This window comes from Lysinibacillus sp. Y5S-8 (assembly GCF_036894365.1).
GTDB lineage: Bacteria > Bacillota > Bacilli > Bacillales_A > Planococcaceae > Lysinibacillus > Lysinibacillus fusiformis_D.
Genome location: NZ_CP145889.1, coordinates 2152751 through 2165213 on the forward strand (window position 1 = coordinate 2152751; position 12463 = coordinate 2165213).

8 protein-coding genes are annotated in these 12463 nt (G+C 35.5%); all 8 read left to right on the plus strand.

What is annotated here, in order from left to right; translation table 11 throughout:
- The first annotated feature begins 134 nt into the window (after window positions 1–134).
- The 8 genes from V6670_RS10425 (at window position 135) to V6670_RS10460 (ending at window position 11769) form a co-directional block, all read left to right on the plus strand.
- On the plus strand, window positions 135–929 hold the full coding sequence (locus V6670_RS10425) for a hypothetical protein (RefSeq protein ID WP_338654061.1): 795 nt from the start codon (window positions 135–137) through the stop codon (window positions 927–929).
- A gap of 27 nt (window positions 930–956) precedes the next feature.
- A complete protein-coding gene (locus tag V6670_RS10430) occupies window positions 957–2144 on the plus strand; it encodes an XRE family transcriptional regulator (RefSeq protein WP_338654063.1) in 1188 nt (395 codons plus the stop codon).
- 952 nt (window positions 2145–3096) lie between these two features.
- Entirely contained in the window at window positions 3097–3660 is a 564-nt protein-coding gene (locus tag V6670_RS10435) for a hypothetical protein (protein WP_338654064.1), read from the plus strand.
- A 622-nt stretch (window positions 3661–4282) separates the two neighbouring features.
- Window positions 4283–4714 carry a BrxA/BrxB family bacilliredoxin gene (locus tag V6670_RS10440; RefSeq protein ID WP_036122610.1) on the plus strand — a complete coding sequence of 144 codons (432 nt, stop codon included), beginning with the start codon at window positions 4283–4285 and terminating at the stop codon, window positions 4712–4714.
- On the plus strand, window positions 4702–5493 hold the full coding sequence (locus V6670_RS10445) for a class I SAM-dependent methyltransferase (protein ID WP_141903276.1): 792 nt from the start codon (window positions 4702–4704) through the stop codon (window positions 5491–5493). The genes V6670_RS10440 and V6670_RS10445 overlap by 13 nt, the downstream gene beginning before the upstream one ends.
- A gap of 1267 nt (window positions 5494–6760) precedes the next feature.
- The gene (locus V6670_RS10450; protein ID WP_338654068.1) at window positions 6761–7564 is read left to right on the plus strand and encodes a nucleotidyl transferase AbiEii/AbiGii toxin family protein; all 804 of its coding nucleotides are present in this window, start codon (window positions 6761–6763) and stop codon (window positions 7562–7564) included.
- A gap of 468 nt (window positions 7565–8032) precedes the next feature.
- Window positions 8033–9988: an AraC family transcriptional regulator gene (locus V6670_RS10455; RefSeq protein ID WP_338654070.1), complete on the plus strand. Its 1956-nt coding sequence runs from the start codon at window positions 8033–8035 to the stop codon at window positions 9986–9988.
- 734 nt (window positions 9989–10722) lie between these two features.
- Window positions 10723–11769, plus strand: coding sequence for a Fic family protein (locus V6670_RS10460; protein WP_141903282.1), 1047 nt, complete (start codon window positions 10723–10725; stop codon window positions 11767–11769).
- Window positions 11770–12463: the final 694 nt, after the last annotated feature.

Sequence of the window (12463 nt, forward strand, 5' to 3'; positions counted from 1 at the left end):
GGAAAATTGGGGAGAATAGAAGAAAAAAGTGCTAGTAGCATCTAAACTTTAAAAAAAACGTATACAAATCATATTTTCTTTAATAAAATTATATCATTGATTTATTTAAAGAAAAATACGGGGGTGTATGTTAGTTGGAAAATTACAAGTTAGTAGATGAATTAAATCAAAAAATTGTTGATGGGTTAATGGAGGGGTACCGTGAGTATCTTGAAGTTAGGAGAGAGAAATCTCGATCAATGAAAGTAAGTAGTGCCTACGCTTGGGTAAAGGGGAACCATATCGATGATCAAGTAGCTAAGTCCTGTGAATCTTATGGTGTGAAAAGTAAATTAGCTAAAGCAGGATTAACTTGGCAATATTTGCAATTCAATCAAGATGAAGAGAAGATAATGTTCATAATGAAAAATGCAAAATATTTCAATGAAGAGCAGGTTGATCAAGGAAAAGATGCTAGGGGTGTGACACGTAGTACAAAAATGTCTTATATGACTAAATTAATGGAAATTAATTTAGATATTGATTTCGGAAACATTGAAACAGAAAATTCTAGTGATTCCGTCCAATTAGAATTAATTGAAGAACCTTTTTGGGGTAAACTAGATACTACTAAAATTGAGAAAACAAATTCAAAATACGATCGTTTTTATATCATCACTTATGAAATTGATGAAAATCAATTGATTTCTAAAATTTCTCTTCTGATGCCTAATCCTGTTAATAATAAAGCATATCTAATTGATGATTTAATTAAATATGTTACTCCTTGGAATAATGTTGTTATTGATGATGAATTAAAAGATGCATTATCTACAAATATAGATGAGAGTTATGATGCCTTCAAATTCGATATTGCATTAAAAGGTGATGCAGAAGAATTCGATATTGAATTAAAAGATGATGAGAAAGATAAGGAAGACCAAGGTTGATGTTATAAAACCAAGGAGGTATATTCTGTGTTCGTAGGGAAAAGTTTGACCAATATACGGATACTAAATGACTTGAGCAGAAATCAACTAGCGGAAAAAATTGGTGTAACTGAACAGGCTATTTGGCAGTATGAGAATGGGTATGTGTCTCCAAAACTGGAGGTAGTAAATAAATTAAAGACAACTTTTAAAGTCAAATCTTCATATTTTTACAATGATGATTTGCTAAAAAAAACGAATATGAATAATATTAATGTAGAGCATATTGCATATCGTTCCGAAACTATTAATTCACTAAATAAATCTCAAAGTGAATCGATGCATGTGAGGTTTATTGATTCATTTCTAAAAAAAATTGAAACTAAAATCAATTATCCAAAGAATTTATTGTTGGAATTGCGAAATGAAACAATTTCATTTTTGCGAAATAATTCGAATATGGAAAGAGATACCCAGATAAATCATGTTGCTGCATTAGCCCGTGAAAAGATTGGAATGGATATTAATTCTAATAAAAATTTACTATTTTCGTTAGAAAAATCTGGGATTTTTATATTTGAAAAAGAAATTGGGGAAACTATTGATGCCTATAGTTTGTGGAGTGAAGAAAATAGACCTTATATATTTCTAGGTACGATAAAGAAGTCAGCTGTGAGAAGAAACTTTGATTTGGCACATGAATTAGGTCATTTACTGTTACATTATAAAGTCGAATTTACTATGCAAGATAAAAAAGCATACAAACTTCTTGAGGATGAAGCGAATGATTTTGCATCTGCATTTTTATTGCCTGAAGAGCAATTTAGAAAAGATTGTAGTACCATAGTCAAAAGATCTAATCCAGATGCTTACATTGATATAAAGCAAAAGTGGCTGGTATCTTTGCAAGCAATTGCTTCAAGAGCTTTTAAATTAAACATTATTGATTATCAAAAATATCGTTATTTCTATATGTCCATAAATAAAAATGGTTATAAAGTTATTGAGCCTTTAGATAGAGAAATTCCAATAAACCGACCTACAAAAATAAAGAGTATTTTACAACTGCTTTTTGATAATGGATTATACACAGTATCTGAGATTATGGACGAATTAAAAGTGGATCAAATCTTTTTAACTTTACTTACAGGGATCGAAAATGAATTTTTTGAGAAACATCGGGAAAATGAAAACAGAACATTTACTGTGAAAGAATTAGGATTTAAAACTAATTAATTCAAGTTCTACTGGCAAACTGGAGGACAACAATTGATAGCAGCACACGCTGTTGCCATTTATTGTCCTCCTTTTTCATTTGAAAGGGGTGAGTCATTTAAGCAAATTGTAGACGAATTTTGATGGGAAGAACAAAGAATAACGTCAAAAAGACGTAAGCTTATATCTGATAAAAGTTATATACTGGGGGTTGATGGAAAGTTTTATCTTGATATAATAGAACTACCTGGGACTTGTGTCACAATTCTTTCGAAAGGTGTGGCAAGGGTAGCCGAGCTCCCTGTCTACGCCGAGACAAAGATCATCACTCCGTGAGTGAAGCGAGCTACATGGGATGAGGGTAAAAAGTTTTAGAATAATTTTCAAATTGGTGTCTTACCTTTTTATGACTTTTTCTATACGGTGTATTTCAAATATAGTTAATGAAGATATTAAAAAATATTAATAAGTATTCTGTCTTTTTCAATATCACTTTATTTTGCGTTACTGATGGTGCAAGGAGTAAGCAAGTTTAATAATAGGTCAGAAAAAATGATTTAAAAAAGGGACGTAAGAAAAAGAGCCTTTATCAATGGATGTCTTTAGAATTTGAGAAAAGTATATTTATGACTTATTGAAAAAAAGTAAAGATCTGATTCTTACCTTTTTAAATTCTACCTTGAATGAAGTAGTCAACATAGTTATTTTTAATAGTATGAAATTTTTGGGTACCACGATTGTTACTAGCTTTTTTACAACAATATTGCTCAAGAAAACTGTAGAAATGCTTAATCAGACTGCAATAGGAATCTCACTATCAATGGTAATTATTATCATTTTTTAGAGTCAACCAAAAATAGAAGGGGATTGGAACTTACAAAGGATTAGTTAGTGAGATTATTAGAGAAAGCCAAAGCAAACTTTATAATTAATTTCATCAGCAAAAAATTTTAATTTGGGGGAATATTAAAAAATGGATAGAGAACAGATAGAGCGTCTTAAAATTAATTCAGATTGTTCTTACACTTACATGAGAAAATTAAAAAAAGAGTGTTTACTTGGCAAAACTATGATTGATGAGATGAATTTTATTGAAGAAATTGCAATAAACCACTCTGTTGTTGAATTAGATTATCTTGAAAAGGGTCTTACATCATCATCTGAGAATTCATTAAGATTTAGTAAAGATTTTTTTAGTATAAATATTTCATTTTATGCAATACTTTTTTCAATTATAGGAGTGGGGTTTGCTGGGTTATATGGTTATTTTAATAGTATCTCTATAAAATTAATTGAGGCTAAAATCCAGAATAGTGAGGGCATCGAAGAAGTTAATCGATTATTTGATCAAGTTTACACAAAAGGGTTTAAAGGACTCTTATGGAGTTCGCTGTTTTTATTAATAGGTCTGTTTGTTTTATATTTTGTTAGACACATTACGGATAGCAGAAGAGTAACGTACTTGAACTACATTAGAAATGCTAATTCTTTTAAGGAAAGAATGCTAATTACAAATATGGAATCAACAGATACTTGATATCTCTACCAACCCTCTGGAGGACAATAAATCATAGTAGCACACGCTGTTGTCATTTGTCGTCATCTTTTTTATTTCCTCAAAAAGAAAGGAGAGATACTATGAAGTTAGCACAACCGATTCCTGACACAGACAAAGTGGATGAGATGAAAGTTATTGAAAATATAAACGAGAGCTTGATTACAGGCTATTCCTGATTGGCATATCTGTATGATTGCATATCCTAGGTATTTTGAAGCTACGGAAAGAGGATGTACTGTAATTGCATATCGATATAAAGGAAACGAAGAACCAGAAAGTATAGGCAAGTGAAAATTCCACCTTTATTAAGGCAAAATTAAAAGGCATGTGTCTGATACAATATCGAACCCATACCCAAATAAAATAACCGTTTCTAACTTTATGTGGTTACTTCAAATTTTGAGCCGGGGCTTTTTTTTATTTTCATGAAAAAAGTTAATATGATTGTGTAACGACCCTAAATAAAACCATTATCCGTTACACAAAAAATTCGTACTTCCCCCGAAAACCCTTTAAATCAAACAAAAAGCATGTCTTTGTACATTCACACGAAACCTTGCTATAATAAGGTTTGCGAATACATAGGAAAGAGGGGAAAAGCATGAACGCTTATGATGAATATATGAAGCAGGTTGTGAAGCCGATGCGTGAGGAGCTAGTGGAGGCTGGGTTTACCGAGTTGACAACGGCTGATGCGGTGAATGAGTTTATGGCAGAGACGAAGGGGACTTCGTTAGTGGTCATTAACTCGGTATGTGGATGTGCGGCAGGACTTGCTCGTCCAGCAGCACGTGAGGCAATTGCTGCGGTGAAGCCTGACCATCTTGTGACGGTGTTTGCAGGGCAGGATCCAGAGGCGACTGCAGCAATGCGCGGTTATTTTGAAGAGGTGCCACCGAGCTCACCATCTATGGCGATTTTAAAGGACGGGGAATTGGCTTACTTTATTCCACGTGAACAAATCGAGGGATTCCCTGTGGAGCAAATTGTCTCTCATTTAACTGGCGTGTTAGAGCAAACATGCGAGAACTAAAAACGATTGTGACGACAGCGGGCAGACCAGACGAAGTATCGATGGCGCTCGCTGCTTTTACGTGTCAAACATTAGGCGCTACATTCGAGCCACGGAAAAAGCGCTCTGTTCGTAAGATTTCACAGGAGTTGCAGGCACATGTGATGGTGGCGGGGAAGAATCGCTATGAATATTATGCCTATGGGGCACAGGAGCCCTTTTTCTTTCATCCGAATTCTGCAGCATTTCGACTAAAGCGTGTTGCCCGTGGTGAGGCAGAGCCCTTTTTGGAAGCGGCACAGCTTCAACAGGGTGATTCGTTGTTGGATTGTACATTAGGTCTTGCGGCAGATGCTATGTTAGCGGCTTATAGCGTGGGGGAGACAGGCCGTGTAGTAGGGCTGGAAGCAAATCCAAATGTAGCGTTTATTGTCAGTCGGGGGATGCAAACCTATGATACGTCCGAGTTACCATTAACCGCCTGTATGCGACGAATCGAGGTAGTTCAGGCTGAAGCGATTGCTTATTTAAAAACCTTGCCAGACAAGGCATTTGATGTGGTCTATATGGACCCGATGTTTGAGGAGGTCATCGAAGAGGCGAATAATTTTCAGGCGTTACGGCTCGCGGGTGAGCATGTTACATTAACAGATGAATGGGTCTATGAGGCCAAGCGTGTAGCGAAAAAGCGGGTGGTATTAAAGGCACATTTTCGTTCAGAGTGGTTTGCACAGTACGGTTTCCAGCAATTGACGAGAGTAACCGCGAAGTTTCATTATGGTGTGCTAGAAGTCTACTAAGCTCCAATAGATGTAGAATATATGACAAAAGATGTCCAACAGTTCGAAATGTCTGACTTGGGCATCTTTTGTCATTTTAATTTTTGCGGAAGTGAAGTAGTAGAGGACATTATAATGCATCAGAATATCTGAAATGTGTGAGTGCTACTGAATATCGCTCTCCATGATCCTCGGATAGAGCAAGCCTTTCAACAATTTTAGCTTGCGCAAATTTTCCATTAAGTTTTTTTGTTGAGATGGTTATTTATGAAGACTTAATAAAGTTTATAATAGAATATATAAAAGCTTATGGAGGGATTGTTATGGAATTGAAGACATGTCCAAATTGTAATAGTCAGAACATTCATAAGGGTATTATTCGAGCTGTTCATGCTCCGCTCCACATGTTTCCAGAAGAATCATTTAAAAAAACGCACCACTTAATTCTCATCTAGGAAATTCCTCCTTATTAAATAAGTTAAGGTTAAGAATGAAACTTTTTTATGAAAATCTTAGCTAAAAAGAAAACGCCACTATTCGGGGCTTTTTGTTCATTTCACAAAAAATCTCATTATACTAAAATATACGAAATGAAGAACGGGAGAAATTAGTATTTCGTGATACTAGTTCACTAACTGACATTAGGCTTGATAATATGGGCAGTTCATTTGGGGAAAGCTAAAACATTGGTTATTTAAAATATGATCCTTTCTAAAGAGAAATTTTTATGAGCCTTTAGGTATATTAATTAGAAAGAGTAAAGAGTGAAAAAAGAGTGTGAAATTGTATTTTGTATAAAATATTTTACTTATTTAATTCACTGTGCTATAATAAGAGACGTGCTATTTTAGGTAGCATATTTCTGTAATCTGGCATTCTGCTTTTTGTTTTTGTAGAAACTTATTCACACTGGCGCATGCTTTGGGGCTGCAAGGACGCAAAAGATGGTAGGGTTTGCGTTGCTTAAGTTAGAAGGCACACAGTGGAATTTTACCGCGGTGATGAAACGAATCTGGTTTCAAGATAATATTCCCCAGACGATTGGGTTGAGACTTTTACAATTTACGAGAATGTTACCTATAAATACTAAAGGGGTAGTTTCGCAATAGCGAGGCTGCCCCTTGTCTAATTTTCCCAGCCTGTCGTCCCTCTAGCTACGACAGGCTTTTTTGGTATACATTACCGTTTACTCTATACCTTAAATAAGTGATAATAAAAGCATGAATTTTAGTAAGAATCTAAATTTCGACATAAAAAAACTGAAAAATCAAAAAGGTGAGGGATATTTATGGAAACAATGAGCACACCATCCACGAATGTGTTTACACAAATAACAGAAATGGCTGCAGCACGGCAAGAAAATAGGGAACAGCTAGTATCACTTTATTGTCAAGAAAGGCTCCTTTATCGTTTATCTGTCTCATCATATAATGATCAATTTTACTTAGCAGGGGATTTATTATTATTTGCATTAACAGAGGGATTGGTGAAGCCCACAAAAGAAATCACACTGCTAGCGAAGCCGAGTGCTCGTCAACAGGAAATAGTGAAACAAGCATTGAAAGAAATTTGTTCGATTGCAGTACCAGAGGATGGCATTGAGTGGAACGCAGAAAAAATAGAGAGTGCTTTAACAGAAGACGGTATTCATTTCACAATACCAGCTACATTAGGCCAAACAACAACATACATAGAAGTAAGAATAACCTATAAAGAAAGTGTGCCAGTGACACCGAAAACCATTATGTTTCCAACCTTACTAGCCAGCGAGGTGGCTGTGCTTTATACATATCCAACGGAATTCGTGATAGCACAAAAATTTATCGAAATGTATCAATATCCAGCCTTAGAGAAAACATCGAAAGCAATGTTGGAAGTCAATCAATTGTTGCAAACGCAAAACATAGAAGGACGTATCTTACAGGCGTATATAGAAGCATTATTTGAGCGTCATCATTTTACAATTGAGCTAAACACTACACTCGAATTAACAGGCGTACTAAAACAATTTTTCAGCCCAATTCATGAAGTGCTATTGACTGAGCATGAATTTTTCCAGCAGTGGCACTTTGACAATCAGGCTTGGCAATAACGATAGAAACCCGCGGACATTATGTTGTTCGCGGGTTTCTACGTAGTATAAGTAGTTATATGGGGATAGAATAAACATTTTAGTTATTATCTAACGCATCAATGCATTAAGAAGGAGACATTATAAACTAAAAAGGAGAGCGGATTTATCTATTATGACTGATGAATTTTCTCTTCTAGAATCACAATGAGATTAGGTGAAGAATAGGATAAAGCTGGCTAGCTTATGTGTTCAAGAGATTGTTCAAACAGGCGAATTGCTGTGCAGCCGACAAAAAATATGTCTGAGGCGGAGAAAATTTTGCAAGAGGTATAGTTAGATAAAGTATTTTTGCTCACCTTGACATCCTCAAATAGTATTTGTTATGTTGTAAATCTGAATGAGAATGATAATCATTGAAGCTGTATGATCTATGGGAAGGAGCAATCTAATGGACAGGATCAATAACGTTTATTTCGTGGCAATATTATGAATATAAGCGAAGAAATTCAACTGTGGAATCAAGTCGTCATTCGTGTACTGGACATTCGGGTAAGACGACTTGGGCGTGGTGACGAAATTCGTAATTATGTAACACCAGCAAGCACGTTTATGTTTGTGGCAAATGGACGTGCTGAGCTGTGGGTAAACGATGAAGTATGGCTATCCGAACGGTTTCATTTAATACATATCGGCAAGGGGCAGCGGATAACGGTTCAATCTACTGACTTTCTTGACATCTACATGATTTTATACAATGCTTCTTTGCCAGCTTCAGCATTGCGGGAGTTTCATATGATAATGCAAACAGACAATCCATTTATGAAAAGTTGGGCAGTGTCGCCATCCGAACCGCTCGTTATGTTGGAGAGGCTAGAAACAATGTTGAGCGATTGGCAACAAATAGACAATGGGCAAATAGACAAAGAGAAAGACATGAAGGATGTCCATGAATTAAGAAGGTTGAAGGCCAAGGGGGAGTTCATCCGTTTCGTCCATGCAGCGTTACAGGAGCGGATGGAGCTTGCACACGCCCCAACGTTGGCTGAACAAGTTGTCCGCTATATCGCAAGGAATTATCGTGGAATGATTTCCATGGAGCAGTTGGCCCATCAAATGAATTACACCCCACAGTATGTTTCAAGGAAATTTAAAGAGCAGATGGGATGCAGCCCACTTGATTATACGATTCGATTACGCATAGACTTGGCACGAAATTTGTTGTGTGATACCGAAGCGACACTACAAGAAATAGCTGCTTATGTTGGTTATCCAGACACAGTCTATTTTAACCGTATGTTTAAGAAACAAACAGGTATAACTCCAGGGGAATATCGCAGGCAATACCAGTTTGTAGGTTCGAAAGATACTATGAATTGGACAGATTTATCCATTGTTGCTCCACATCCAGCCATGTATCATTTAAATGGTAATGATATTCATTATCAATTAATGCTAGATGGAGGAAATGATATGGCAATGAGTAAAAAAAATATGTTAGCGATGACACTATTGTGTCTAACAATGGTTACATCGGCATGCGGGACATCATCAGAAGGGGCAAAGGGAAATAGTGGCGCAGCAAAGTCTGATCAAGTGAATGCAGAAGCACCTGCCAATATCGAAATGCGAACAATTAAGACTTCTCTCGGAGATGTGGAAGTGCCTGCGCATCCACAACGTGTAGCAGCATCGGCATTTTTAGGTACCGTGTTGGCACTAGACGTCCAACCAGTGGCATCTGATTTTTTATTGATGGAAAGTCCGTATTTAGAAGGGATGCTTGACGGTGTCACTAATGTGGGAGATTCGTTAGAAGCACTGGTTGATTTGAAACCGGATTTAATCATTACAAATATTAATAAAGAAGAAACAGTGGACAAATATTCGCTCATCGCGCCAACAGTGGCTATGCCTTATAATAGCTTTGAAAGTATTCAGGAGGAAATGCGATATTTCGGTGATTTATTAGACAAAAAGGATGTCGCTGAACAATGGATTACCGATTTTGAGAGTCGCACAAGTAAGTTACATGATGAAGTTCAAGCTGTACTTGATGAGGGAGAGACCGTTTCCATCATGCAGGAGTATGATGGAAAGGTATTCTTATTCGGACCGAAGTCTGGACGAGGTGGGCGAATCATGTATGAAATATTGGGCGCGAATCCGCCTGCTACGATTCCCGAACATATGCTAGCTGAATCATTTTATGAATTTTCACTGGAATTGCTTCCTGAATATACTGGAGATTATTTGGTTTTAACAACAGAATCGACATTGGAGGAACTACAGGCTGATCCGATTTGGGGTAACCTGCCTGCGATTCGCGATGGAAAAGTATTCTTGTGGACTGAAAGCCAGTCATGGTTTCGAGACCCAATTGCTGTAGAAGGGCAAATAGACAATTTAGCTAATTGGATTCTGGAAGCTGCCAAAACAAAATAGATATTGTAGTGTAAGAACTGACTTATTTAAGCTAAGTAGCTGAAAAATATTGTTTTCTTCATAATCTCGTTTTTCCTCTATTATTTAAAATGAATTTAATCCCTTTACAGATTCCTAACAAGGCTCTAGAAAGTAACCCATTAAAAGTTGCTTTCTAGAGCCTTCCCTTGTCGCAATTTCCTATGTATAGATAACTCGTCTGCTTTTTGCAAATTTCTTACTAACGTATGATGATAGGTAAAAATTAATAAATTGTGACAATTGATACTACCATCAATCATTTTATTGCATCCTTTTTACCTCCTCTAACGTTATCAACTGTAACCACTATACCTTCGTTTGTTATACGAGATATACGTCCCAACCAATCCGCAACATATTTTTACTTTGTGAACAAAACGCTCTTGGAAAACACTAAATCAATCCTTATGGTTCAGGTTGACTTCATTTTTTGTGAAATTTACCCTGGAAGAAATACTTCGATATTCTTGCCTTAAGCATATGAATTATTTTTTGTGACATTTTAATATTTAAACGAATGGACCGATAAGAATTATGCGTATTTATCTTCTAATTGCGCTACATTTATACAGTGAATGAACCAATATAGAATAATAAACGATGTTATTTTTAGTATTTTTGTTTAATTTAATGAAGATTCGCAATTGAAAATAATAATCTGTATGATTGTAACAAAGGAAAAGCAACATGATTTCCAAGAAAGGAGGAACAACATGAGAAATTTTTTCGAAGATCAATATATAAATAGTGGTGAGCAACAAGTAATAAACTTAGTTAGTGAAATTAGTGAATATAAAGGAAAGTTGACCGCTTATCAAGAGCAAAGACCTGATATGTTTACTAGGCTTGCAAAAGCGATGCCACTACAATATATAAAAAACTATGTTTCTGTATATGAGGATATAAAAGTTTCTAATAAGCGATTAAAAGAACTTATTTTAGAAGATATGATACCCCAATCGATCTCAGAAGATGCGATATTTTGTTATTATGAAACGCTGACACTTGTACATGAAAGATCTAGTGCTTTCTCTATTAGTCCAGATACTATACAAGAATTGCATTTTCAATTAGTTCATTTTATTACCTCTGACGGTGCAAAATGGCGCCAAAAGCCATTCTCTATCCCGGGAATTCCGGAGAAGGGGATGCACACGATTGTTTATCGTCCTCTTCCTCCTGAAAATATCCCAATGGCTGTAGAACAATTATGCAACCAGTACAATGTATTAAACCGTAAAAAAGAGTTACCTACACTTATATTGATAGCTCGTTTTATATTCAATCTTTATTGTATAATCCCATTTAGTCAAGGTAATGGTAGATTAATGCTAATGTTAATGCAATTATTACTAGTAAAAAGCGGACATACATTTGTTAAATATGTTTGTTTAGATGAATATATCAAGAAAAGAGAGGCAGAATACTATGAAGCCGTCTATCAATCATCAGTAAATTGGTATTGTAATGGGCATAATATGAGCTTCTGGTTAAAAACATTCTTATCTATTATTTTAGAGGCTTATAAAAATCTACATAACAGAATACGGGATTCTATATGCAGACATACTAAGATAGAGCGAATTCAGAATTTTATTCTTAATCAAGAACAACCCTTTACAAAAGAATACATTCGAAGTATTTATCCTGATATAGCCGAAAGTACAATTAGTAAAGCTTTAACTGATTTACAAGTAGGTGGTGAAATTAAACTGATTTCAAAAGGGAGAAATGCGTGCTGGATGAAAGTCAAATCTTGAAGTCGGAGGACTGCATAAGTCAGAAAAAATAGTAGTAATGCGAAAAGGAATATTGGAATTACACTGGCCAAGTCACTTATCCATGCTTCACGTTCGACCACTGTGCAAATGGTAGGAATGAAAACGAAATGTGCTAAAAACTAACTGAGAAAAATAACAAATTGTATTGGTTGTAAAACGTTGGTCATTTTATGTTATACCACCTCCTAATGATACTCCTCTTGTTTGATGCCATCTAATCTAAGTGGACATGTTTTAGTTTCTATTGACTCACATAAACTCCCTTATTATATCTCTAGATAAGAATTCCACGTTCTCCATATTGACGCCAAATAGGTCGAATTTAGTTGGACGATCAAGGTGATATGAAAATAAATTTTTTCAAACATACATTCAGTATTAGCAGAATCCACTCATATTTAGCAGGGGGCAACATCTCCTTTTCTTTAATGATTATACGAAGATGAAAGAGTTCCATATTATAAAAATTCCACGTCATGATGAAAAATACATTCCTCCAAAAAAATCAGCAGATTCAAGATTAAGCCTGTGGATATTTGGGGGAATTTTGTCCTGTGATGGAACTTATTTTTATGAAATCTAAGTATGACTATAATCGTAGGGTTCATTTATATTTTTTTAGAAAAAACGAGGTATCTTCACATAAACTACAGATTGCGTGGTTATAATGGCT